This is a genomic window from Synechococcus sp. 1G10 (assembly GCF_002252625.1).
Lineage (GTDB): Bacteria > Cyanobacteriota > Cyanobacteriia > PCC-6307 > Cyanobiaceae > Regnicoccus_A.
The window spans coordinates 1-23,061 of the sequence record NZ_NQKW01000022.1 but is presented as its reverse complement, the minus strand read 5'-3'; the positions used below and the strand labels follow the sequence as shown (position 1 = coordinate 23,061).

The 23,061-nt window shown below is 66.8% G+C and carries 24 protein-coding genes and 1 pseudogene; 14 read left to right on the top strand and 11 right to left on the bottom strand.

Annotation, left to right across the window (positions count from 1 at the left end; genetic code table 11):
- Positions 1 to 19: 19 nt before the first annotated feature.
- Entirely contained in the window at positions 20 to 283 is a 264-nt protein-coding gene (locus CJZ82_RS14505) for a chlororespiratory reduction protein 7 (RefSeq protein WP_094556474.1), read from the bottom strand.
- Here CJZ82_RS14505 and CJZ82_RS14500 point away from each other — a divergent pair.
- On the top strand, positions 282 to 977 hold the full coding sequence (locus CJZ82_RS14500) for a DUF6816 family protein (RefSeq protein WP_094556473.1): 696 nt from the start codon (positions 282 to 284) through the stop codon (positions 975 to 977). The two genes, CJZ82_RS14505 and CJZ82_RS14500, sit on opposite strands and share 2 nt — an antisense overlap.
- Before the next feature lie 9 nt (positions 978 to 986).
- Here CJZ82_RS14500 and CJZ82_RS14495 read toward each other — a convergent pair whose 3' ends face one another.
- Positions 987 to 1,730 (bottom strand): glutathione S-transferase family protein, encoded by a 744-nt coding sequence (locus CJZ82_RS14495; RefSeq protein ID WP_094556472.1) that lies wholly within the window; start codon positions 1,728 to 1,730, stop codon positions 987 to 989.
- Between the two features lie 113 nt (positions 1,731 to 1,843).
- On the opposite strand from CJZ82_RS14495, the gene CJZ82_RS14490 reads away from it, so the two are divergent.
- From CJZ82_RS14490 to CJZ82_RS14470, 5 genes are read left to right on the top strand one after another with little or no spacing between them, the layout of a single operon-like run.
- Positions 1,844 to 2,050 carry a DUF751 family protein gene (locus CJZ82_RS14490; RefSeq protein ID WP_094556471.1) on the top strand — a complete coding sequence of 69 codons (207 nt, stop codon included), beginning with the start codon at positions 1,844 to 1,846 and terminating at the stop codon, positions 2,048 to 2,050.
- A gap of 2 nt (positions 2,051 to 2,052) precedes the next feature.
- On the top strand, positions 2,053 to 2,502 hold the full coding sequence (rbfA, locus tag CJZ82_RS14485) for a 30S ribosome-binding factor RbfA (protein ID WP_094556470.1): 450 nt from the start codon (positions 2,053 to 2,055) through the stop codon (positions 2,500 to 2,502).
- Complete coding sequence (locus CJZ82_RS14480) at positions 2,499 to 4,151, top strand: glycoside hydrolase family 3 N-terminal domain-containing protein (protein ID WP_094556469.1); 1,653 nt, start codon at positions 2,499 to 2,501, stop codon at positions 4,149 to 4,151. Before rbfA ends, CJZ82_RS14480 begins: the two co-directional genes overlap by 4 nt.
- 50 nt (positions 4,152 to 4,201) lie before the next feature.
- Complete coding sequence (locus tag CJZ82_RS14475; protein WP_094556468.1) at positions 4,202 to 5,410, top strand: glycosyltransferase family 2 protein; 1,209 nt, start codon at positions 4,202 to 4,204, stop codon at positions 5,408 to 5,410.
- The gene (locus CJZ82_RS14470; protein ID WP_094556467.1) at positions 5,410 to 6,210 is read left to right on the top strand and encodes a uroporphyrinogen-III synthase; all 801 of its coding nucleotides are present in this window, start codon (positions 5,410 to 5,412) and stop codon (positions 6,208 to 6,210) included. The genes CJZ82_RS14475 and CJZ82_RS14470 overlap by 1 nt, the downstream gene beginning before the upstream one ends.
- Here CJZ82_RS14470 and CJZ82_RS14465 read toward each other — a convergent pair.
- The 3 genes from CJZ82_RS14465 to zds are packed head-to-tail and all read right to left on the bottom strand — an operon-like array spanning position 6,207 to position 8,735.
- Positions 6,207 to 6,782: a pilus assembly protein PilP gene (locus CJZ82_RS14465; protein WP_143593689.1), complete on the bottom strand. Its 576-nt coding sequence runs from the start codon at positions 6,780 to 6,782 to the stop codon at positions 6,207 to 6,209. The two genes, CJZ82_RS14470 and CJZ82_RS14465, sit on opposite strands and share 4 nt — an antisense overlap.
- A gap of 19 nt (positions 6,783 to 6,801) precedes the next feature.
- Positions 6,802 to 7,245 (bottom strand): SRPBCC family protein, encoded by a 444-nt coding sequence (locus tag CJZ82_RS14460; protein WP_094556465.1) that lies wholly within the window; start codon positions 7,243 to 7,245, stop codon positions 6,802 to 6,804.
- 5 nt (positions 7,246 to 7,250) lie between these two features.
- Positions 7,251 to 8,735 carry a 9,9'-di-cis-zeta-carotene desaturase gene (zds, locus tag CJZ82_RS14455; RefSeq protein WP_094556464.1) on the bottom strand — a complete coding sequence of 495 codons (1,485 nt, stop codon included), beginning with the start codon at positions 8,733 to 8,735 and terminating at the stop codon, positions 7,251 to 7,253.
- Between the two features lie 122 nt (positions 8,736 to 8,857).
- Between zds and CJZ82_RS14450 the strand changes: the two genes are divergently transcribed.
- From CJZ82_RS14450 to CJZ82_RS14435, 4 genes are read left to right on the top strand one after another with little or no spacing between them, the layout of a single operon-like run.
- The gene (locus tag CJZ82_RS14450) at positions 8,858 to 9,286 is read left to right on the top strand and encodes an iron-sulfur cluster assembly accessory protein (protein ID WP_198949795.1); all 429 of its coding nucleotides are present in this window, start codon (positions 8,858 to 8,860) and stop codon (positions 9,284 to 9,286) included.
- A gap of 57 nt (positions 9,287 to 9,343) precedes the next feature.
- Complete coding sequence (locus CJZ82_RS14445; RefSeq protein WP_094556463.1) at positions 9,344 to 9,772, top strand: hypothetical protein; 429 nt, start codon at positions 9,344 to 9,346, stop codon at positions 9,770 to 9,772.
- A gap of 17 nt (positions 9,773 to 9,789) precedes the next feature.
- On the top strand, positions 9,790 to 11,016 hold the full coding sequence (locus CJZ82_RS14440; RefSeq protein WP_094556462.1) for a lipid-A-disaccharide synthase-related protein: 1,227 nt from the start codon (positions 9,790 to 9,792) through the stop codon (positions 11,014 to 11,016).
- Positions 10,991 to 11,296, top strand: coding sequence for a hypothetical protein (locus tag CJZ82_RS14435; RefSeq protein WP_094556461.1), 306 nt, complete (start codon positions 10,991 to 10,993; stop codon positions 11,294 to 11,296). Before CJZ82_RS14440 ends, CJZ82_RS14435 begins: the two co-directional genes overlap by 26 nt.
- Here the strand turns inward: CJZ82_RS14435 and CJZ82_RS14430 are convergent.
- The gene (locus CJZ82_RS14430; protein WP_094556493.1) at positions 11,232 to 12,167 is read right to left on the bottom strand and encodes a TIGR01777 family oxidoreductase; all 936 of its coding nucleotides are present in this window, start codon (positions 12,165 to 12,167) and stop codon (positions 11,232 to 11,234) included. The genes CJZ82_RS14435 and CJZ82_RS14430 overlap by 65 nt on opposite strands.
- A gap of 94 nt (positions 12,168 to 12,261) precedes the next feature.
- Here CJZ82_RS14430 and CJZ82_RS14425 point away from each other — a divergent pair, with 94 nt between their 5' ends.
- On the top strand, positions 12,262 to 12,510 hold the full coding sequence (locus CJZ82_RS14425) for an NAD(P)H-quinone oxidoreductase subunit O (protein ID WP_094556460.1): 249 nt from the start codon (positions 12,262 to 12,264) through the stop codon (positions 12,508 to 12,510).
- Here the strand turns inward: CJZ82_RS14425 and CJZ82_RS14420 are convergent.
- The 3 genes from CJZ82_RS14420 to CJZ82_RS14410 form a co-directional block, all read right to left on the bottom strand.
- Positions 12,507 to 13,184: a J domain-containing protein gene (locus CJZ82_RS14420; RefSeq protein ID WP_094556459.1), complete on the bottom strand. Its 678-nt coding sequence runs from the start codon at positions 13,182 to 13,184 to the stop codon at positions 12,507 to 12,509. The two genes, CJZ82_RS14425 and CJZ82_RS14420, sit on opposite strands and share 4 nt — an antisense overlap.
- 103 nt (positions 13,185 to 13,287) lie before the next feature.
- On the bottom strand, positions 13,288 to 14,973 hold the full coding sequence (locus CJZ82_RS14415; RefSeq protein ID WP_094556458.1) for an iron uptake porin: 1,686 nt from the start codon (positions 14,971 to 14,973) through the stop codon (positions 13,288 to 13,290).
- Between the two features lie 349 nt (positions 14,974 to 15,322).
- Positions 15,323 to 16,996, bottom strand: coding sequence for an iron uptake porin (locus CJZ82_RS14410; protein WP_094556457.1), 1,674 nt, complete (start codon positions 16,994 to 16,996; stop codon positions 15,323 to 15,325).
- A gap of 231 nt (positions 16,997 to 17,227) precedes the next feature.
- Here CJZ82_RS14410 and CJZ82_RS14405 point away from each other — a divergent pair, with 231 nt between their 5' ends.
- The 3 genes from CJZ82_RS14405 to CJZ82_RS14395 are packed head-to-tail and all read left to right on the top strand — an operon-like array spanning position 17,228 to position 22,459.
- Positions 17,228 to 19,189 carry a glycosyltransferase family 39 protein gene (locus CJZ82_RS14405; RefSeq protein WP_233130271.1) on the top strand — a complete coding sequence of 654 codons (1,962 nt, stop codon included), beginning with the start codon at positions 17,228 to 17,230 and terminating at the stop codon, positions 19,187 to 19,189.
- Positions 19,189 to 20,841, top strand: a complete 1,653-nt coding sequence (locus CJZ82_RS14400) for a glycosyltransferase family 39 protein (RefSeq protein ID WP_094556456.1) — start codon at positions 19,189 to 19,191, stop codon at positions 20,839 to 20,841. Before CJZ82_RS14405 ends, CJZ82_RS14400 begins: the two co-directional genes overlap by 1 nt.
- Positions 20,774 to 22,459: a DUF2079 domain-containing protein gene (locus CJZ82_RS14395; protein ID WP_369820080.1), complete on the top strand. Its 1,686-nt coding sequence runs from the start codon at positions 20,774 to 20,776 to the stop codon at positions 22,457 to 22,459. Before CJZ82_RS14400 ends, CJZ82_RS14395 begins: the two co-directional genes overlap by 68 nt.
- 116 nt (positions 22,460 to 22,575) lie before the next feature.
- Here CJZ82_RS14395 and CJZ82_RS18450 read toward each other — a convergent pair whose 3' ends face one another.
- Together CJZ82_RS18450 and CJZ82_RS14390 are read right to left on the bottom strand one after the other, a co-directional pair.
- Positions 22,576 to 22,716 carry a hypothetical protein gene (locus CJZ82_RS18450; RefSeq protein ID WP_158218592.1) on the bottom strand — a complete coding sequence of 47 codons (141 nt, stop codon included), beginning with the start codon at positions 22,714 to 22,716 and terminating at the stop codon, positions 22,576 to 22,578.
- 229 nt (positions 22,717 to 22,945) lie between these two features.
- Positions 22,946 to 23,061, bottom strand: a pseudogene (locus CJZ82_RS14390) (photosystem II D2 protein (photosystem q(a) protein)); the annotation flags it as partial.

The window sequence follows — 23,061 nt, the reverse complement described above, 5'->3', positions numbered from 1 at the left end:
CCATCAAAGTGTTCATGCTTCAACGGGCTGGGGGCTCCAGGCGCACGGCAAACCACTGAACAGCCATGCCGGGCTCCAACTCCAGTTCACAGGCCGTTTCCAGCAGTCGCTCGGCCCGTTCACGGTCGCTGGGCAGGGAGCGCAGGTCGGCAGGGGGCTCTTCCAGTTCAGCGAGCTGGGTGGTGAGCCAGCTGAGTGTTTCGGCAGCCGTGAGAATGCGTTCACCCCGGGAGGGCTCCAGCACCACGTAATGATCGAGTTCCCGCAGCAGGGGGTCGGACATGCTCAGCTCACAGATCGCCTTCATCCTCGCCGCCCTGATCGCCCTCTGGCCGGGGCATGTCATGGCGGCCAGCGGCGGCCCAGGTCCGCTGGAGCGGCGGCTGGTGGCCTGGCCGGAATGGAGTCTGCCGGCTCCGCTCAGCCGACCCGGTCGCAGCGACCTCCGCTACCCCGACTGGTTCGCCGGGGCCTGGTGGGTCCACAGCCTGGAGGAGGGCAGTGCAGCGCCGATTCCGCCCTACGCCGTGCGCTTTCTGATGGATCAGCACGGGGCAGTTGTGGGGGATCGTGCGTTCAACGCCACCCAGGTGGGCGATGCGCTGCTGGGAGGTCAGCTGCTCTCGGTCGCCAACGACCCGGCCAACCCCAACCGCCAGCTGGCTCTGTTGCGCGGTGATCTGGAGCTGGAATCCACCGTGATCGGACGCCGCAGCCAGGTTGGTTCAGAAACTGTGGCTCTGGGCGACAGCTTTCTGAGCGACGAGCTGGCCCTGCAGGTGCTGCACGGCCCCAGCGGAGCCCGGATCAGCCGCGTGGAGACCCTCAGCCGTTACCGGCTGGTGGACAGCACTCCTGGCCACGAACTGATCCGGGCGGAGCAGTGGCAGGCCAGCTATCCGTCACCGGAGCAGGGGCTGGTGGCCCATGCCGGCGACAGCCATGACCTCTGGTTGCTGCTCAGCCGCAACCCCTGAGTACGCGGATCAGGGTGTGATCGGGGAAACCGGCTCGCTGACAGCAATGCGGCCGAGGGAGAGGTACAGGCCATCCCTCCAGGCGAACAGGCTGCTGAGCAGAGGATGGTCGGCCAGGCCTGGCACGCCACGGCCAGCCAGGGGGGCACCGGAGCTGGCCGGGAAGAGCAGCAGCGACAGCTGGGCCGCCACCGCCAGATCGGCTAGAGAGAGGCGATCACCCACAAGAAAACGGCCGGGAGCCAGAAGCACCGCCAGCTGCTCGAGGTTCGCCTGCAGTTGGCGCCGCTCTGTCTGGCCGATGGTGTCGCCAAGCGACGCGAGCAGGTCCGTGGGCAGGGCCCCCACCAGCGAGCGCAGCACCGCAGGGGTGGCTTCAGGCAGGAGGGCGCCGCGCAGCACCGAATCCGAGCTTGCCGCCTGCAGCAGGGCCTGCCGGACCCCGCTGGCCAGAGCGGTGTCGGCCCAGTCTTCGAGCAGAAGCACCCGCGCCCGTTCGGCCGGATCCTCGGGAATCAGAGGAGGGGTCGGCACCTGGCGCTCCAGGTACTGGGCAATGGCGCTGGAGTCGGCGATCACCTCGGCTCCATCCACGAGCACCGGCACCTGACGCTGACCTGAGAGACGGAACAGCTCAAGCTGCCCCAACCCGGGGGTGACCTCGATGACGCGAAACTCCAGACCTTTGGCGGCCAGGATCAATCTCACCTTCTCGCAGAAGGAGGAGTGGCGGAACTGGTGGAGCTCGAGCATCAGCGGCGCGGTCCTCTGGGCGGCAGAGTAGCCCTCATGTTCTCCCGGCGTGGGCGGCACCCAGCCACTGCCTCGCCTTTCAACGACTTGCCACCCACTGCCCCTCCTGCGCCATGAAGGACTTCTTCCTCAACGTGACGCGCTACCCGCGCTACCTGGTGGCCTTCAGCCTCGGTGTGTTCAACTCCGTGCTCGAACCCCTGGCAAAACGGAGCAGCAACCCGGTCACCGCCATAGCCCTGGTGGGTGCTCTGGTGAGCGGAATGATCAGCCTGAGCCTGGTGCTGCGTGCCATGGTGAATCCAGCACCACTGGCATAGGAATGGCACAGGGCCGACGGGTCGAGCGGATGGCTTCCCTGATTCGCCGTGAGATCAGTGAGCTGCTGGTGAACGGCATCAAGGACGAGCGGGTCTCCCTGGGCATGGTCAGCGTCACCCAGGTGGAGGTGGCGGGTGATCTGCAGCACTGCAAGATTTTCGTGAGCGTCTTCGGGAGCGACGAGGACCGCCAGACGACCCTGGCCGGTCTGAAGTCGGCGGCACCCTTCGTGAAAGGGGAGCTGGCACGGCGGCTGAATCTGCGCCGCACCCCCGAGGTGCAGTTCCTGCTCGATCGGGGCCTGGAGCGGGGCGGGGCGGTGCTCGGGCTGCTCAGCCAACTGGGAGAGGAGAGGCAGCAACGGGACGCCCTGGCCGTTGATGAGCCTGCCCCCTCTGATGAAGCCCTCACAGCTGAAGCCGGCGACGGAGGCGACGGCAGCGGGCGATGACGACGGCTCTGCCCCAGGCCCTGGAGCCCCTGCCACCGGCTGCTGAACTGCGCAGGCAGGTGGCCCGGCTGCTGGTGATCCGCGGCAGCGGCCACCTGAGTGACGGTCAGCGGCGCTACCCACTCTGGGAACTGGAGAACGCCACCCTGAAGCGGCTGCTGGCCGAAGGCGTGGGTGGGGTGATCCTGCTGGGGGGCAGTGCCGCCGAACTGCGGCTGCGCAGCGAACAACTGCGGAATTGGTCGGAGCAACCGCTGCTGATCTGCGCCGATGTGGAGGAGGGGGTGGGGCAGCGATTCGAGGGGGCCAGCTGGCTGGTGCCACCCCTGGCTGTGGGGCGCCTGCACCGCAGCGATCCTGAAGGCGCCCTCTCCCTGGCCCGCCGCTACGGCCACTGCACGGGCCGCCAGGCGCGCCTGCTGGGGCTCAACGGCGTGCTCGCTCCGGTTTGCGATGTCAACAACAACCCCGACAACCCGGTGATCAACGTGCGCGCCTGGGGGGAGAACGCCGACACGGCGTCGGCCCTTGCGGCGGCCTTCGTGGAGGGTGCCCAGGCCGAAGGTGTGCTCTGCTGCGCCAAGCACTTCCCTGGTCACGGAGACACCAGCGACGACTCCCACCTGGAGTTGCCCCGGCTGCCCCATGGGAGGGAGCGGCTGGAGGAGATCGAGCTTCCTCCCTTCCGGGCGGCCATGGCCGCCGGCTGCGCGGCGGTGATGACCGCCCACCTGCAGTTGGACTCCCTGGATCCGCTGCGGCCGGCCACCCTTTCGTGGCCCGTGCTCACGGGGCTGCTGCGGCACGAGCTGGGATTCACGGGGCTGGTGATCACCGACGCCCTGGTGATGGAGGCGATCACCTCCCGCTGGGGCGCAGCGGAGGCCGCCGTGCTGGCCTTCGAGGCCGGCTCGGATCTGATTCTGATGCCCGCCGATGCCGATGCCGCCATCGACGGCCTGGTGGAGGCCTTCCGCAGCCGGCGCCTGCCGCTGGAGCAGCTCAACCAGAGCCTGCGGCGGCGCGAGCAGGCCCTGGCCGACGCAGGCTCCCGGGCCCCGGCCGCCTCCGTGGCACCACTGGAGGGACTGGGCGAGCTGGAGACTCCGCAGGATCAGGCCCTGGCGCGGGAGCTGGTGGAAATGAGTCTGAACACGCGGGGGCACCAGGGCCTGCCTCCGGGGCCAGGGGTCAACCTGATCCGCCTGGACAACAGCCTGGCCTGTCCCTTCCTGCCTGCGATGGCGCCGGCTCTGTTGCGGCCAGCCGCGGCCGGCTACAGGAGCTGCCTGCTGGACGCCCGTGGCCCCAGTCCCTGGAGCGGGAACGCCGAGACACCCCTCGCCCTGGAGCGCCTGCCGGATGGGCCGTTGTTCCTGCAGTTGTTCGTGCGCGGTAATCCCTTCCGCGGCAGCGCCGGAGCCGATGAACCCTGGCCCGCGGTGATCCGGCAGCTGCTGCGGATTGGTCGGTTGGCGGGCCTGACCGTGCTGGGCAGTCCCTACCTGTGGGAGGCCCTGGAGCCCCTGCTTCCCAGTGGAATTCCCGCGGGCTACAGCCCCGCCCAGATGCCCCTGGCCCAGGCCGCGCTGCTCACAAGGCTCGGCCTGGCCGCCGGCAGCCCCGCCGAGGGCGGCTTCACCGACTGAGTCCAATCACGCCTGAAGTCCTGACCTCTCGCCCCTAACCTCACGCCTGGATGCGGGCCGCCGCCGTGCTCAGCCTCTCGATGATCGTGCGCAACGAGGCCGAGCGCCTCGGCCGCTGCCTGGAGTCGGTGGCGGGGTTCGCCGATGAGCTGGTGGTGGTGGACACCGGCTCCAGCGACGACACGGTGGCGGTGGCTGAACACCATGGCGCCCGGGTGGAGCGCATCACCTGGCCCGGGGATTTCGCACCAGCCCGCAACCTGGCCCTGGAGTGGGTGCGGGGCACCTGGGTGCTGGTGCTTGATGCCGATGAGCAGCTGCTGGAGCAGGCCCGTGAACCGTTGCTCGCGTTGATGGCCGATCCCGACACGCTGCTGATCAACCTGCTGCGCCAGGAAGTGGGCGCGCTGCAATCGCCTTACTCCAGCGTCAGTCGTCTGTTCCGGCGTCACCCCCAGATCCGCTGGAGCCGCCCGTATCACGCGATGGTGGATGACAGCGTGGCCGAGCTTCTGGCAAAGGAGCCCCACTGGAAAGTGGTGGACTGCCCCCAGCCGGCGATCCTCCATGAGGGCTACCGGCCGGAAAGGCTTGCCGATGGGCGCAAGGCGCGGCAACTGCGAAGGGCCATGGAGCAGGAGCTGCGAGAGCACCCCGGCAATGCCTACGCCAGCGCCAAACTCGGTGGCCTGGAGATCAGCCAGGGGCGTGTGAAGCGTGGGATTGCCCTGCTCAGGGCCGGGCTGGCTGGCTGCCCCCCCGGAGCCCACCCCGAACGCTTTGAACTGCTGCTGCACCTGGCGATGGCCGAGGCCAGCCGCCACCCCGCCAGGGCCGAGGCCCTGTACCGGGAGGCCCTGGAGCTGCCGCTCGATCCACGGCTGCAGGTGGCGGCACGACTGAACCTGGCGGCCCTGCAGCTGCAGGACGGCGCCACACAAGAGGCGGCCCAGCTGGCGGAAGCCGTCACGCGCGGGGCACCCGAGCTGGCTCTGGGCTGGTACAACCTCGGCCTGATCCGCCGCCGCCTCGGCGATATTCGCGGCTCCCTCAAGGCTTACGACATCGCCGTGAGCCTGGCCCCCGAGCACGCCGAAACCCACCAGAACCTGGCGGTGGCCCAGCTGCTGGCGGGCGACATCAGCGCGGCCCGCGCCAGTTTTCGCCAGGCCATTGCCCTGCTGCGTCAGCAGGGCCAGACCAGCGCCGCCGAGCAGTTACAGCGGCAGGCAGGGGCGATGGTGAGACTGGACGACTGATGGAGGAGGTGGACGTGCTCTCAGGTCGGGTGGTGGCGGTGACGCGGGCCGAGCAGCAGCTGGGCGAAGCTCGCGCGATGTTCGAGCGGGCCGGCGCCCGGGTGCTGGACCTTCCCGCTCTGGTGATCGGCCCGCCCGATGAATGGGGGCCCCTTGACGATGCGCTCGAAGAGCTGGAGAGCTTTCACTGGCTGGTGTTCTCCAGCGTCAACGGGGTGGAGGCTGTGGAACAGCGGCTGCAGCGGATCGGGCGCAATCTCAGTGATCGCCCCCGTGGCCTCAAGATCGCAGCAGTTGGCCGCAAGACCGCAGCCCGACTGGAGCAGCTGGGCGCCCCAGCCGATTTCGTGCCTCCCAGCTTTGTGGCCGACAGCCTGATTGAGCATTTCCCGGTCTCGGGCTGGGGGCAGCGCCTGCTGCTGCCCAGGGTCCAGAGCGGTGGCCGCACCCTGCTGGCGGAAGCCTTCGCCGAAGCCGGCACGCGGGTGGTGGAGGCCGCCGCCTACGAGTCCCGCTGTCCGCCCCATCTCCCCCTGGCCACCGCCGCTGCCCTGCGCCAGGGTCAGGTGGACGCCATCACCTTCACCAGCGGCAAGACCGTGCGCCACACCGTGCAGCTGCTGCAGCAGGACCTGAAGGAGGGCTGGCGTGAACGGCTGGACTCCGTGGCCCTGGTGTCGATCGGTCCCCAGACCAGCACCGCCTGCCTGGAGCTGCTTGGACGGGTGGACGCCGAAGCAGACCCCCATGACCTGGACGGGCTGATGGCGGCCTGCGGCCGAGCCCTTGGCGGGCTCTAGAGCTCGGCGATCACAACCTGGCTCTTGGCCTGACCCTGACGGCTCACAAGGGTGAGGCGACCGAGCAGTACATCGATCGAGGCCACACCCCAGGCCTCGGGCAGGAGGTCTGTGGTGCGGCCGCCTGCATCACCAACGGCCAGGGAACCGCTCTGACCGCCGAACTGGACGAGAGCCATGGGGCGACCGCCGCTGCTGATCACGCCCTGGAAACGGAAACCATCGGGGAGGGTGAGCGGAGGCTGGACCACAACGGCCCGGGGTCTACCACCATCCCTGGTGACCCTGGTAGCCCTGGTGACCGCCAGTGGCGCAAAGGGGTCCAGCCGGCCCTGGGGCATCGCAGCCTCAACCTGCTGGACCGTGGGCAGTGGAGTGAAGCCTGCTTTGGCAATGGCGGCTGACGCCGGGGCGGAATTGCTGGGTGTCGTCGGGGCTGCCCCAGGTGCAACGGGGGCTGGAGGGGGCACCGAGCCAAGATCGGCGGTGGGTGTGCCTCCACAGCCCGACAGGCCAGCCGCGAGCAGGAGAGGCAGCAGGGCGAGGCCCGTCACGGTTCGCGCCTGATTCATGCCGGGTTGATGCCGGTGATCACTGGCCATGCTCTTGCTCCACAAGGTCCCGGAATCGATCCAGGTTGGCCTGGAGTTCCCGGGTGACGATTCCTCCAAGGATGGTCGGTTCCATCAGCGGCGCAAGGATTCCCGGCAGCTCGTAGCTGACTGTCAGCCGGACAGCCGTCAGCCTCTCGGACTGGGGATAGAACCGCACGGCCCCCTTGGTAGGCAGACCCCCCACCGACTCCCAGTGCAATTGCTGAGCTTCGATCCTGTGGGAGATACGGGCCTTCCAGTGGAAGCGGAATCCCTGGGCCGCCAGGGTCCAGTCGGTGAGATCGGGATCATCAAGGGTGACCACTGACTCGATCCAGCGCATCCATCGCGGCATCGCCTCCAGATCGCTCCAGACTTCCCAGACCCGGTCCACCGGAGCCTTGATCTCCGTTGTCACACTGTGCTCAAGCCAACGTCCCATGGTGATCAGGCGACGGCCGCCACGGAGGCGAGCCGCACCGGCTGATCCAGAATGGCGGCAGCCGCCAGACGTCCACTCATAGTGGCCCCCTCCATCGAATCGATGTAGTCCTGACGGGTGTAACTGCCAGCCAGAAAGAAATTGTCCACCGGCGTGCGCTGCTGCGGGCGGAAGGGTTCCATGCCGGGGGCCTCGCGGTACAACGACTGAGCCAGTTTGACCACGTTGCTCCAGATCAGGTTGAGGCCGCGGGCCGAGGGGAACAGCTCACGCACCTGGGCGTCCACCAATGCCGCGATCTCGTCGTTTCGGCGAGGAATCCAGGGGTCACCGGGGGTGAGCACACACTGCAACAGGGACCCCTCCCCCTCGCGCCGGTAATCGGCAGGGCTGGCTAGAGCCAGGTCGGCGAAGCAGCTGAAATCGGCGTCAGCGGTGTACAGCAGGTTGTCCAGTCCGCTCGCACGGCTGAGATCACGGCGGGCAGCGGCATGGGCCTCGCCCTCCCCGAGCTCGGTGACCCAGCCGTCGTAGCGCAACTGCACCGTGGCCACCGGCACCGCCTCCAGCCGGTAGATGTTCTCAAACTGGGCAAAGCGGCGCCAGGAGGGCGGCAGCAGCCGCTGGATGCCGGGCACGTCGCAGGCCGCCAGATAAGCGTCGGCCTCGACGCTTATCTCTCCATCAGGGGTACTCAGACGCAGGGCCGTGACCTGGGGCGCCGCCTCTGGCCCCGGTCCCTCGTCGAAGCAGACCTCACTGACCCGGTGGCGGAGGTGCAGCCTGGCCCCGCGGGCTTCGATGTAATCAAGGATGGGCTGGTGCAGCCAGCGATGCGGCGAACCCTTGAGCAGGTTCAGCTTGGACGCCTCGGTCTTGGAGGCGAACATCATGAAGATGGTGAGCATGCAGCGGGCTGATATGGCCTCGCAGTCGATGAAGCCCAGGGCATAGGCAATTGGATCCCACATCCGCTCCACACTGCGGGCGCTGCCACCATGGCCGAGGAACCACTCGCGGAAGCTGATCCGATCAAGGGCCCGGATCACTCCCATCGCCCCCTCGTAGTCCACCAGACCACGCACGATCGGGCTGGTACCCAGGGCCAGGGCATTGCGCAGCTTGTCGATCCAGTCGAGCTGCGGGGTGGTGAAGAAAGCCTTGAGCCCGTTGAAAGGGGCTCCGATCGGGAAGCGGAAATCAAGTTCACGCACGTCGCCGCCTTTGTTCACGAACAGGTGGGTGTGCTGCTTGGGCAGAAGGTTGCCGAAGGCCCCCACCTTGCGCATCAGCGCGAAGAGGTTGGCGTAATTGAAGAAGAAGACGTGCAGACCCATCTCGATGTGGTTGCCGTCCGCATCGACCCAGCTGCCCACTTTGCCGCCCACGAACGGGCGGGATTCATAGAGGTCAACCTGGTGGCCGGCATCACAGAGATCGACTGCGGCTGACAGACCGGCCAGACCAGCTCCCACGATGGCGACGCGCACCCTTGACTCCTTGATTTGAGCCGACTCTATGGAGCCGTCCACGGCGACGGCGGCACACCAGAGCTCGAGATTGCTCCATAGAGTGACCTGACAATCCGTCCCACCTGCCGCAGGCCTCGCCCATGAGCAGCCCCACCACCGCCGATGCTCCCGCCCCGACCCAGGACGCCGCGGCACCTGTGGCCACTCACACTGGCAAAGACGGCAAGGGCATCCGCATCACTGAGCCAGCCATGAAGCAGCTGGCCGCCCTGATGCAGCAGCAGGGCAACGACAAGCTGCTGAGGGTGGGGGTGCGCTCCGGCGGCTGCAGCGGCATGAGCTACACCATGGATTTCATCGACAGCGCCGCGATTCGCGACGATGACGAGCATTACATCTACGAACCTGATGGCGCCCCCAGTTTCCGGGTGGTGAGCGATCCCAAGAGCTTGCTGTACATCTACGGCATGCAGCTGGATTTCAGCTCGGCCCTGATCGGTGGTGGCTTCAATTTCACCAATCCCAATGCCAGCCAGACCTGCGGCTGCGGCAGCTCCTTCGCCGTCTGAACCGCCGCAGATGCGGACCTTCAGCGTGGGATTCTGGGTCACCCGCAGCCGCAGCCGATGACGGCCACCACCAAGTCCGCCGAAGCCCTGTTCGATCAGGCCATTGGCCGCTACCAGCAGGGAGCTGCAGCCGCTGACGTCATCGACGACTTCCTGACGATCACGTCCCAGGCTCCCCGCCTAGCGGCAGCCTGGACCTGCCTTGCCTGGCTGCAGCTGCTCGAGGACCAATCCGAAGCAGCGCTGCGCTCAGCCCGGATGGCGGTCAAGCTGAACCCCCAAGACCCCCAGTCGCGGGTGAACCTCTGTCTGGCCATGCTCGAGTCGGGCGCCAAAGGAGTGCGGGAGCACATTGATCTGGTGCTGCGCATCACCGCCGTATCACCGGAGCTGGCCAGCGAACTGAACGAGGCGATAGCCGATGGGCTCAGGCGGCGCCCAGGCTGGGGTGCCCTGGAGAAGGTCAAAGCCTGGCTGCAGGGTTGATCCCTGGAGCCCCCACGATGGGCGATCCCCCCCGGCGCCTGCTGCTGCTCAGCAACGGCCATGGGGAAGACCTCAGCGGCAGCCTGATCGGACAGGAGCTCCAGAAACTGGGGCTGGAGGTGGTGGCCCTGCCGCTGGTGGGTCATGGCGGCGCCTACCGCCAGGCTGGATTGCCCGTGCTCGGGCACACCCGCGAATTCAGCACCGGCGGCCTGGGCTATACCAGCCTCGGCGGACGCCTGACTGAACTGGTGCAGGGCCAGCTCACCTACCTGCTCAGCCAGCTGGTGCTGTTTTTCCGAGAAGCCCGGCACTGCGCCGCGGTGGTGGTGGTCGGAGATGTGATCCCCGTACTGGCCGCCTGGTGCAGCCGCCGGCCGGTGGTCACCTACCTGGTGGCCTACTCCAGCCACTACGAAGGCCGCCTGCGCCTGCCCTGGCCCTGTGGAAGCTGCCTGCGCAGCCGCCGCTTCCGCAGGGTATTCAGCCGGGATGCGTTCACCGCCACAGACCTGAGCCACCAGCTCGGGCGGCCTGTGGACTTTCTCGGCAACCCCTTCCTCGACAGGGTCCTTGAGAGCGCACCCTCCCTCGACGGACCAGGGGTCGGGGCGTCCAGCCCCCGGCTGGGGCTGCTGCCTGGCAGCCGCCTGCCAGAGGCCCTGCGCAACTTCGAGTTGATGCTGCAGGTGCTCACCCGCTTGCCTGCCGCCCTGCAGGTTCGCGGCGGCCTCCAGCTGAACGCCGCCCTGGTGGGGGCCATCGACGCAGCGACAGTGGCCAGGCTCAGCCGACCCCTGGGCTGGCAGCTGGAGCCGTCTGGGCGCCTGTGCCGCGGGGAGCTGGAGCTGAGGCTGCACTGGGGGGAATTCCAGGCGGTGGTTCAGCAGGCCGATCTGCTGCTGGCGATGACCGGCACGGCCACGGAACAGGCCGTGGGCCTGGGCAAACCCGTGGTTCAGCTGGCTGGAGGCGGCCCCCAGTTCAGCCCCAATTTCGCCGAGGCCCAACGACGCCTGCTGGGGCCCTCGCTGTTCAGTGCCGAGGGAGAGCCGGGCTCGGAGCGCAGCCTTGGCGGCACCGCCACGCTGGTGGGCGACGTGCTGCACCAGCTGCAGCACACCGATCTTGGAGAGCGCTGCCGACGCAACGGCCTGGAGCGCATCGGTGGTCCCGGCGGTGCCGCCAGGATGGCCTGGCAGATCCTGCAGGTCCTCGATGAACCCTCAGCCCCGCTCCAGTGATGCCGCCAGCGCTGAAGCCCTTGCGCCGCGGCTGAAGAGCTGGATCGACACCGTGCTGGTGATCGATGTGTTCCTGGTGATCGCGGGGGCGGTCTGGTTTGCCCTGGCGGTGACTCTGCACAGCCAGCATGTGGAGGCACCGCTCCAGCTGCTTCAGAGGCTCTGGGATCCCCTGTTCACCCCGGCGATCGGCCTGCTGATGGGGGCCGCCCTGGTCAGTGGGCTGCTGGGCTGGTGGCAGCGGCAAGGGCTGAGTCGAGATCGGGGTAGCGAAAAATGAAGCCCTGGAGCTCCAGCCGCTCGGTGACCACCTGCTGGCCTTCCAGAACCACCGAGGCTCCGTCCCCGAGCATCAACTGCAGCACCGGCGCGGGCACCGGCAACAGGCTGGGACGCTTCAGCACCCGGCCAAGGGCCGCCGCGAATTGCCCCATCCGCACTGGCTGGGGAGCCACGGCGTTGTACACGCCCTGGTAGTCCAGGATCTCCAGGGCGCTGGCGATCAGGGCGCAGAGGTCGGTGCGATGAATCCAGCTCATCCACTGCCGTCCGGAGCCGATTGGGCCGCCCAGACCGGAGCGGAACACCGGCAACATCTTGCCGAGGGCACCTCCATCGGGGCCGAGCACGATGCCGATCCGCAGTTTCACCACCCGGCAGTCGGCGGGAGCCTGATCGGCAGCAGCCTCCCAGTCGCGGCAGAGCTGACCAAGCAGATCAGGCGCCGCAGGGCTCGATTCGCTGAAGCGGGCGTCCTCGCTGCTGCCGTAGTAGCCCACGGCGGAGCCGCTCAAGAGCACCCTGTTCGGCCGGGGATGGGCCCTGAGCGCCTCCACCAGGTGGCTGGTGCTGCCCAGGCGACTGTCGATCAGCCTGCGCCGCTGCTCGTCACTCCAGCGCTTCTCCGCAATCGGCTCCCCGGCCAGATTCACCACCCCGTCCGCCTCGGCCACGGCAGCGATCAGAGCCGGCTCCTGCCAGGAGGCTGCCAGGGCCGGATCCGCCTGGATTCTCCGCAGTTCAGGGTGCTCCAGCCCCACCAGAGGCACCGGCTGACGGCTCACCACCACCAGCTGGTGCCCCCGAGCGAGCAGCTGGGGCACCAGCTCGCGCCCCACGAACCCCGTACATCCCAGCAGCAGCAGTCTCACGGGCCCAGGCAGCACAAACCGATTCCGAGGCTAAGAGGCTTCCCAGGCCGCCGAGCAGGGCCTAGCGTGATCTTCAGCGGAGTGCTCACTGTCAATGGCCGAGACCCCAACAGATGCCATCGCCCCCAAGGCCGCTGCCATCAAGAAAGGCTCCCTGGTGAAGGTCAGCAGGATTGCCTATCTGGGCAGTCTTGAAGCGGCCGCCAGCGATCCCACTGCCCCCGACTACCTGTTCGAAGGTCCAGGCGAAGTGCTGGCCATCAATGGCGACTTCGCGCAGTTGCGTTGGCGCCTGCCGGTTCCGGACGTATGGCTGCGGCTCGATCAGCTCGAGGCCTGCTAGAGATCGAGGCTTCGACGCTCTTCCTTCAGGCGGCTGCGTCGTTGCTTGGCTTCCCGCAGCATCTCGCGACCATCGTGCAAGTAGCTGTCGACGTAGCCCAGGGTGTAGCGCTCCAGCTCCAGCAGGGCGTCCTGCACCTGGCTGAGGCAGTGATAGAGACTGAGGCCAAAACCCCGAGCCTCGCTCGGACAAGGAATGGAACGGTAGAGCACCTCCACCTTGTCCATGCGGCTCTTGCTCTGCTCCAGATAGGCGCAGAAAGCGGCCATCAGGCTGTCGTCGTAAGGATCGGCGGCAAGGGCACGCAACTGGCCGGGGAAAGGGTTGATCACCTGGGCGAGCAGACGATCGATCGGCCCGTAGACCTGCTGCAACCAACTCAGCAGGGCCCCATCGCGATCGAGACCGCGATGGGCTGGGGTGACGACTCTGGAGCCAGGCCGCCTGCCCCGAGCCGAGGGTTGCCGGCTGAGGTCGTAGGTGCGACGCCGCTCGCCATCTCCCAGAACCGCCCAGGCGGCATTGATGGCCAGGATCACGGTGTCATCCCCACCGGCATCGGGATGGTGCCGTTTGACCAGGGCGCGGTACGCCGCCTTGATCTCAGCCGCCTCAGCCGTGGCTGGAACGCCCAGGACGGCATAGAAATCGCTGCTGGCCAGGGCTGCCTTCAAGGGGGGTACTGGGAGCTAAGCCCATCATGACAAGAGCTCCAGCCATGAAAAAGCCCCCTGACGGGGGCCATGGTGTGTGAGGTTGTGGACGCGGGTAGCAGGCTCAGAACTTGAAGGTGGTCTGAACGAGGCCGCCGAAGTTGCTGAAGCTGTTGTCCTCGCCGGTGAGCTGTCCGAGAGGACGGCTCAGGTAGAAGATCGCCGGGGTCACGGCGATGTTGTCGGTGACCTGGAACTTGTACCACCACTCCCAGGCGTAGTTGCCATCGGCTGGAGTGGTATTGCCGGAGTCGCTGCTGCCACGGGTAAGGGCCGTGGCAAAGGTGGGCTGACCGACCGCCATGCCAGCGGCATTACCCTTGCCGAACAAATCGTTCCACTGCAGGCCGACGAACCAGCTCTGGCTCTCGGTCACATAGGGATCAATAAATTCAATCCCCAGGGCATTGTTCTCGTTGCCGGAGAGGCTGTTCAGACCCCAGCCCAGACTGATCGAGGGCAACCAGCCACTTTCCTTGGGCTGCCAGTAGGCGTTGGCCGCCACGCTGTTCGTATCTCCAGTGGTCAGGAACCAGCTGTTGCTGGCCACGAAGTTCGTGCCCCGCCTGAAATTGGTGGCCTGTTGGCCATAGCGATAGGCTAGCGAAACGTTCCACTGGGGAGCCGTGTAGTTCAGCTGGGCCAGGAAGTTGCCACGGGCACAATCGGTGCCGATGCCGCCTTCGCTGCTTGCGCAGACGTTGTCGTTGCCATCAAAAGATTGACCGGCAAATCCCTGCTGGGCCACATAGTTGGCACCGAAGCTGAAACCACCCTGGCCCTTCTTGACGTTCTGCTTCCAGATACCGGCCAACATGGAGCCGGTCGCCTTGTTGTAAACGCCGGGGGCACCATACAGGCTGAACAGGTCAAGGATGCGGTCACCCTTGCCACTTCCGTAGACCGAGGGGGTGACGGCGAGCGATTCAGTGTTCCGGGCCTTAGGACCAACAATGAAGGTGAAATCACGGCCTACCGGGAAGCGGTAGTAGAGACGATCAATGCCGATCGCGTCGGTGCCACCGATGCCATTGCTGGCAACATCCAGAGCAGTGAGGTTAACCCCGTTTCCGTTGAAGGCGTTATCGAAGTTCCCCGAACGCAGGCGGGTGTACAGCAGATCCTTACCGGTGAAGCTGGTGAGCAGGTTCAGCCGCAGGTCATAGCTGAAGGTGGTTGCTCCGAACTGAGCGTTGTATTTTTCGGCCGCATCACGGCTGCCAAAGGTGGGGGACGCCCCGAACACACCGGCACCGGGACGATCACCACTGGCAGTGATTGCACCAATGACGAAGGTGGCTTGACCCTGAAGTTTTGTGGTGGTGGAGAACTGGGTGGCCTCTAATTCACCAACCTTGGCCTCGAGGTTGTCGACGCGGCCGCGCAGGATGGCGAGCTCCTTCTCAAACTCCTTGAGCAGCCGGCGGAGCTCATCGGTCACTTCCGTGATCCGATCGAGGCAGGCATTCAGCAGTGCGGCGGCTTCCCAGCGGCTCAGGGGCTGTTTGCCGCGGAACGTACCGTCGGGGTAGCCGGCCACGCAGCCGTAGCGCTCGATCAGATTTGAGAGCGCCTGATAGGCCCACTCGGTGGGCTGAACATCAGAGAACTGGGTGATGCTGGTCACCTGATCTTTCTTGCCGGCATACTTTTTCATGCCGTCCAGATTAAGATCCCCGGCCGAAGCGGCCATGGGAGCTACAAGCCCAAGGGCGACCGGCGCCAGCAGCAGACGCTGAAATAATTTCATTGAAACCTCACACCAATTGAGGGACGGTCCAAAAGGACACATTTATATACTACCAAAACTACAGATTAGGGCCGCAGCCCACGGACACATGACCATGTGTCGACGGTCACATACTATGGCTCAAATCCCCTGTCCCGCAGGGGATTTGAGCCATCCAGAATCGAGCGCAAAAGCGCAGCACTACCAAAAATGCTCATTAAAAAGCCGTGGCGGAAACCACGGCGAAAAAGAAAGAACTGCTGAGAGTCAAATCGGTTCAGGAGTAGGCAACCAGCCAGATCAAGGTGTGTGAGGAGTTGATCTGGCTGGGGAAAGAATCAGCCGAAGCTGATCAACTGATCAGGATTGATCAGAACCTGAAGGTGGTCTTGACCAGACCACCGAAGTTGTCGAAACCAGCGTCGGTTTCACCACCCTTCTGGAGCTGACCCAAGGGCCTGCTGAGGTAGAAGACCGCAGGGGTGATCGAGATGTTGTCGGTCACCTGGAACTTGTACCACCACTCCCAGGCGTAGTTGCCGTCGTTGGCTTCAAGCAAGTCATCGTCACCCGTTTTGGTCACGAAGGTTGCCTGGCCGACCGCCATACCGAGGGAATTACCCTTGATGAAGACGTCGGACCACTGCAGACCCACGTACCAGGACTGGGTCTGGGCACCGTCGATAGCATCTGAAAGGATACCCGCAGAGCCATTGCTGGCGGAGTGGGAGTTAAGTCCCCAGCCGGTGCTGATCGAGGGGAGCCAACCGGAGTTGGAGGGCTGCCAGTAGCCGCTGATGCCAACGGAGTTGACGCTGTCGGAGAGGGCATACCCGAGGTTGGCCAGGGGGGTGCCGTTACCGCCGTAGAGCCCAGCCAGACCACCCTCGGGAGAGGTGTACGTGTAGATGGCTGCGAGACCGAAGTTCTCGTTGTTCCAGGCAATCTGGGCACTGCCTGTCTGGGCGGAGCCTTCGGTGCCGATGCCACCACCACCGCCGTTAAAACGGTCGTTGGGGTTACCCACGTTGCCGTTGGCGGCCACGTAGTTGGCACTGATGCTGAAGCCGCCGCTCTTCCACCACAGACCACCACCAGAGCCGAGGGTCAGGGGGTAGGCGCCGGGAGCGCCGCCGTAGGTGAAGATGTCGAGGACGGTGTCAGCGGGGTACACGCTGGGCCAGAAGGCCAGCATGTCGTCCTGACGGACCTTGGCACCCACCGTGGCGGTGAAGCTGCTGCCCAGGGGGAACTGGTAGAAGAGGCGGTTGACCATCACGGTGTCGGCACCTGGAGAACCCTCAAAGGCGATCTCGAAGGCGTTCAGGCCCACCAGGTTGTCAGGGTTAGCGGCACCCCAGGGGCTGGAGCCGTAGTTGCCGGCCCGCAGACGGGTGCGCAGCAGATCCTTACCAGTGAAGCTGGTGTCGAGGAAGAGATCAAGGTTGTAGTTGAAGGCAACAGCGCCCTGCTGAGCAGCAGCCGCGTCAGAGAAGTTCTGGCCAGGGGCAACTTTTTTGCCGAGGAGAGCGGACTCAGCCAGGGTGGCCCGGCCGTCGCCGCCGTAGCTGTTGCCGCCGATGGTGAAGGTGGCCACACCACGCAGCTTGGTGGTGGTGGAGAACTGGTTGGCCTCCAGCTCACCCACCTTGGCCTCGAGGTTGTCGACGCGGCCGCGCAGGATGGCGAGTTCCTTCTCGAACTCCTTGAGCAGACGGCGCAGCTCATCGGTCACCTCGGTGATCCGATCGAGGCAGGCGTTGAGCAGAGCGGCGGCTTCCCAGCGGCTCAGCGGCTTCTTGCCGCGGAAGGTGCCATCGGGATAGCCAGCGACGCAGCCGTAGCGCTCGATCAGGTTCGAGAGCGCCTGGTAGGCCCACTCGGTGGGCTGCACGTCGGAGAACTGGGTGATGCTGGTGACCTGATCCTCGGAGGCGGCGTACTGGTTGATGCCGTCCAGGTTCATTTCGCCGGCGGTGGCGGCCACGGGGGCCATCAGTCCGAGGGCGACAGGTGCCAGCAGCAATTGCCGGAAAAATTTCATGGGGTCCTCACACAAGTTGGCGCAATGCGCCTGTCATGAAGAATCACCCCCAGCCCAGCAGACGGCCAGGGGAGGTGTGACAGAAAGCACAACGGCTGCGAGGACGGCAGCTGGTCCAAAATGGCCTGAACCGCCGCCAAGGCCCTGAACACCCGGTCCCAACGCCCCTGGCTGTGGTGGCTGGTCCTTGCCGCCATCTGGCTGGCGGGCAGCCTGGCCGACCAGCTCTGGTTGCAGCTGGACCAGCGGTTGCCGGCCTGGGATCAGGCTGACTACCTCAACAGCGCCGTGGACCATGGCCGCGCCCTCGGCCTGCTTCCAGGTGGGGGCTGGCCGGGCTGGCAGGGTCTGCTCGATCTCTCCCCCAAGGTGCCACCGCTGGCGAGCCTGGTGAATGGCTCTGTGATCGCCGTCACTGGCGACAGCCCCGATCAGGCCAGCTGGGCCCTGGCGATCTGGCAGGGATTGCTGCTGGTGAGCCTGGCCTGCTGGGGACGCCAACTGGTGTCGCCGGGTTTCGGCCTTCTGGCGGCCGCCCTCGCCACCACCACACCAGCCCTGCTCAGCCTGCGGCTTGATTTCACCCTCGATCTTCCCCTCGCCGCCACCAGCGTGCTGGCGCTTTGGCTGCTGGGCCGCTGGGCGTCGCCCGACCCCAGAGGGGGACGCTGGCACCAGGCCGCCGTCGCGGCAGTGGCGCTGGCGGCGGCTGTGCTGGTGAAGCAGAGCGCTTTGCTGGTGCTGCTCTCCCCGGCCCTGTGGGTGGCGCTGCAGGGGCTGGGCAGAGCCCAGCGGCGCTGGCAGGCGCTGGCCGCCCTTGTACTGGTGCTCGCCCTGGTGCTCCCCTGGCTGCAGCACAACTGGATCACCACGATCGGCGGCACCAACCGAGCGGTGCTGGAGTCGGCCGCCCAGGAGGGTGACCCGCCACCGTTCAGCCTGGCCAGCCTGCTCTGGTACCCCAGGCTCTGGCCCCAGCAGCTGGGGTTGGCGAACAGCCTGCCAGCACTGGCGGGCACGCTGCTGGCCGTTAAAGCCGATGGGACGGACCGGGCTCAGGGCGGTTGGGGCTGGCGCTGGTTGATCGGCTGCGCTCTCAGTGGCTGGCTCCTCACCACCCTCAGTCCCAATAAGGACCCCCGCTACATTACCCCGGTGCTGCCCCTGCTGGTGCTGCTGCTGAGCTGGGGCTGGTGGCAGCTGGGACAGGCCTTGATCAGGCAGGGCTGGGGGCGCGCCAGCTGGGGTGCCCTGGCGGCGGGGCTGGCGGCCAGTGCGGGCAGCGCGGTGGCCGCCCAGGCCGGCGAAATCCGCTGGCAGCCCCGCTCACCACTGCCAGACGTGATGGCCACCATGCGCCAGCAGGTGGGTGATCAGCCCCGCACCCTGGTGGTGCTCCCCAATGCCGCCGAGCTCAACGAGCACACCGCCACGGTGTTCGGGCGGGCACGGGGAGGGCAGATCGTTGCCCGGCAGCTCGGCCGACAGCCCAGGGAGCGAGAGCTGGTGCTGGATCAGGCGGAGTGGATCCTGCTCACCACAGGCGAGGCTGGCATGCGGCGGGAAGCCTCACGGAAGCTGGCCAGAGCGATTCGCCAGGACTCCCGCTTCCGGCTGGTGGGCAGCTGGCCCTGGAGCGACGGTGAACCCGTGGAGCTCTGGACCCGCCGCCAGCCCGTGCCCGTCACGACCCGCTTCGATCGCCGGTTCATTGAGCTGGCCTCTGGTCTGGAGCGGGGCCCGGCCGGGCTGGCGCCGGTGTTCGAAGCCATCGGCCCCCAGCACCAGCTCGATGGCCACCGGCACTACCAGGGGCGGGTGATCGACTGGGCCGAGCAGCGCCTGCGCTCCGATCCCAGCGATCGGGACGCCCTCTGGGCGCTGGCATTGCTGGCCGTGCTGCGCAATCGCCCCTTCCAGGCGGATCAGTGGTTCAGCAGGTTGCAGACCCTGGACCCAGCGAACCCCTGGCCGCCGGCATACCGCAGTGTGGTGCTGCTGGCCGGCTGGAATCCCTGGCGCGCCCATGCCGTGGCCACCGCGGCGGCCCGTGGGCATCAGGAGCCTGTGCTGAACGCCCTCGCCGATGTGAGCGGCGCCCTGCTGGCAGATCCCTTCAGCCTGCAGCGGGCCTTGCGTTCGGTTCCCCAGGCCACCCGCAGGGTGACCGACCAGCTGAACAAGGACAAGTGATGAGAGTGAGCCGCGCTCTGCTCGGGCTCTGGGCCGTGGCCCTGGTGCTGGCCCTGGCCGGCCTGGGCAACCTGCCTCTGCGCGACTGGGATGAGGGCATCGTGGCCCGCGTGGCCCTGGAGACCAGCCAGGCCTCCTGGCCCGAAACCCTGCTGCCGACCTTCTGGGGATCCAGCTATCTGAACAAGCCTCCGGGCCTGCACTGGCTGATCGCGGGCGTGATCCAGCTCTGGCGGGCCCTCAGCGGCGAGGCCACCGCCCGGCCACCGGAGTGGGTGATCCGTCTGGCGCCGGCGATCGTCTCAAGCCTGCTGGTGCCGCTGATCGGCGCGATCCAGCTGCGCCTGCGACCCCGCCAGCCCATGGCCGCCGTGGGGGCGGCAGCCATTGCCCTGACTCTGATGCCACTAGCTCGCCACGGCCGGCTGGCGATGCTCGATGGGGCCCAGCTCACGGCCATGGCCCTCCTCTGGCTGGGCCTGCTGCTGGCCAGGCCGCGGCCCCGAACGGCGCTGGTGGGTGGTCTGATCGCCGGCGCCGGGGGCAGTGCGCTGCTGCTGCTGAAGGCTCCGGTGGTGGTGCCGGTGCTGGCCACGGGCCTGTTGTTGCGCTGGCTCGATCGCGACCTGGATCGGCGGGCCTGGCTGCGCCTGGGGCTGGGGCTGGGCCTGGGGCTGTCGGTGGGTATGGCCTGGCACGGCTGGCATGGCCTGCAAAGGGGCTCCGAGGCCCTGCTGATGTGGGGTGGCCAGGGACTTCTGCGCTTCACCTCGACGGTGGAAGAGCACCACGGCAGTCCACTTGAGCCGCTGCTGGAGGTGCTGGAGGGGGGGTGGCCCTGGCTGCCCCTCTGGCCGATCGGCCTGGTCCTGGCCTGGAGAGAGCGGCGGCAGCCGGCGGGGCGCTGGAGCCTGGGACTCAGCCTGGCGGCCAGCCTGACGGTGCTGCCGATGAAGACCCAGCTGCCCTGGTACAGCCTGCTGCTCTGGCCACCCTTCTGCCTGATCTGTGGGCCGATTCTGGCCAGGCTGGTGGAAGCTCCCCGTCCGAGGGGAGTTCTGAGACGGCTGCCCTGGTTCTGGGCCGCACTGGGGGGGCTGCTGCTGCTGGCCTCACTGCTGGTCCCGCAGTCGTTCCGCTTACTGCCCCTGCCGGCGGGGCTGGGTCTGCTGCTGGGGGGGATCGCCCTGAGCAGGCCGGCCAAGGGCAAGCGACGACTGGGGCTGTCGCTGCTGCTGCTGGGCTGGAGCGCCTCGCTGCTGCTGTTCTTCCTGAGCCCGTTCTGGAACTGGGAACTGAACGAAACCTGGTCGGTGCTGCCCGCCGCTGAGCTGGCCCGAGACGTCGGGAGCGACAGCACCACGGCCGAGCTGCCGATCCATATGCCAGGCAATGAGGGGCAGCGCCCGAGCCTGCGCTGGTACGCAGAGCAGGAGCTGTTCAACCTGCCCGACAGACCCCGCGACCACTGGCCGAAACGCTTCAGGGTTCTGCTGCGCCCCGTAGACGGCATCGGCAAGCTGGAACCCGGCAACCCTGGCCGCCTGCGGCTTCAGGATGCCACCTGTGACCTGGAGGCCCTCGGTGGCGACAGCTGGCAACGCTGGATCTGCGCAGGAGGAGCCAAGTCCCCTGCCGCTGAAGCCCCCTGAGCAGGTCCGGGCTGGGCGAACCGTGCTGGTGGCGGCGGCGCTGTTCGCGCTGACGGGGCTTCTGCTGCAGTGGTGGCGCCTGCAGGTGCTCACCGCCTCCTACGACCAGGGCATTTTTCTGCAGACGATCTGGAGCGGGCTGCACGGCCATCCCTTCGAGAGCACCCTCTCCTCCCAGCTCTCCACCAACGTGATCCACGCCGGGGAACCTCCATCCCTTGGCTATCACCGCCTGGGCCAGCACTTCACCCCAGCCCTGCTGCTCTGGGTGCCCCTGGTGGGGCTGCTGGGGATCTGGGCCCTTCCGCTGGTGCAGGTCGGCCTGATGACGGCCGCCGGGCTGGTGCTGCACCGCATTGCCCAGGAACGGCTGGAGGATCCCTGGCTGGCCGCCTTCCTGGCCTGCAGCTTCTTCGGCGCCAATGCGGTGATCGGCCCCACCTGGGGGAACTTCACCGACCTGGCCCAGCTGCCTCTGGCGGTCCTGCTGCTGTGGTACGGACTGCAGCGCCGCAACTGGTGGCTGGTAACGGTGGCGGCGCTAGCGGTGCCGATGATCCGGGAGGACACCGGCGTGCTGCTGGTGGGGGTGAGCCTCTGGATTCTTGTGCGTCAACGCCAGCGCTGGCCCCTGGCTCTGGGGCTGGCCGCGCTGGGCATGGGCTGGGTGCTGCTGGTCACCAACGTGCTGATGCCGCTCTTCAGCGACGACAACTCCCGCCGCTTCATGGTGGAGAACTTCGGCCAGTACATCGATGAGGCACAGCAGGCCAGCAGCCTGGAGGTGCTGCTCAAGGCCCTCGGTCAGCCGTGGGTGGTGCTGCGGGAGCTGATCTGGCCACCGGGGGAGACCCTGCGCTACCTGCTGGCCCAGGGTCTGCCCCTGATGCTGGTGCCGCTGATCAGCCTCGACAGCTGGCTGCTGATGGGCCTGCCCCTGCTGGGCCTGCTGCTGGCGCAGGGATCGAACAATCCCCTCTCGATCAACCTTCGCTATGCGCTGCTGGTGGTGCCGGGGCTGTTCGCCGGGGCGATCGAGTGGTGGAGCCGCCATCCCCAGACCTTTGCGCGGCGGCGCCTGCGGCGGGTGTGGAGCGGTTGCATTGCGCTCTCCCTGCTGTTCACCCTGCTGGCCAACCCCAATCGCAGCCTCTCGTTCCTGATTCCTGACAGCATCGATCCCTGGGTCTACAGCTCCCCGCCGCGCCAGTGGAGCCACGGGGCAAACGCCCGGGATCTGCTGAGGCTGATCCCTGAGGGCGCCAGCGTGGCCGCCACCACCCCCCTGGTTCCCTATCTGGCGCTGAGACCGGTGCTGATCCGCTTCCCTAACGGGGTGATCTACCGAGATCGCCAGGGTCGCCAAAATGCCGTCGACTGGATCGCGGTCGATCTCGACTGGTTGCGCCGCTACGCGGTGGCTTTCCCCAATGATCGTGAAGCACTGGAGAACAGCCTTGAAGCGCTGAGCACCTTGCCTGAGCCCTACGGAGTGCGTGCCTTCTCCGATGGGGTGGTGCTCCTGCAGCGGAACGCGCCCGACTTACGGCCAGCGCGGCGCCAGCTTGAGGAGCTGATCGGCTCGATCCAGCGGCAGCTCGATCGCCGGCCCGACTGAATCAAAAGCGGCCCAAAAACGATACCCCCGCTGCCAGGCTCAGGAGCGCGGCAGCGGGGGCGTTCGCCGGGTCCGCTCTGGCGCGGAACCGATTGATCAGGAAACTGGCGCCGAAATCAGCCGGCGTTCTCCGCGATCAGCAGACCCTGGGTCATGGAACTGTGGCTCACGGGCACCTCCTCCTTGGGGGGATAAAGCCAGCCGGTGACGTTTTCGAAGCGGGCTGATCGGGCACTGGGCCTGAAGACCTGCTCCACGACACTGCTGACGGAACACAGTGAATCTAGGGGAATCTCCAGGCCTGGCGAGAGCTGGTGAGCTGGCCAGCACAAGCATCACCATCCTGAGCTCGTCATCGCGGAAGACAGCCATGACCCAAGGGGGCGGCCAACAAAAAAGGCGCCCCTTTGGGCGCCTTGATGATCGTGAGAAAGATCCCTGAACCCGCCCGAAGGAGAGGCGAACAGCAGGGTCGTCTGGCAACAATCAGAGAGCGTTGCCGCGGGGCAGAACCTCTTCAGGGAAGACGAAGTTTTCGTGCGGCTGGTCGGCCGGTGCCATCCAGGCACGCAGACCTTCGTTCAGAAGAATGTTCTTCGTGT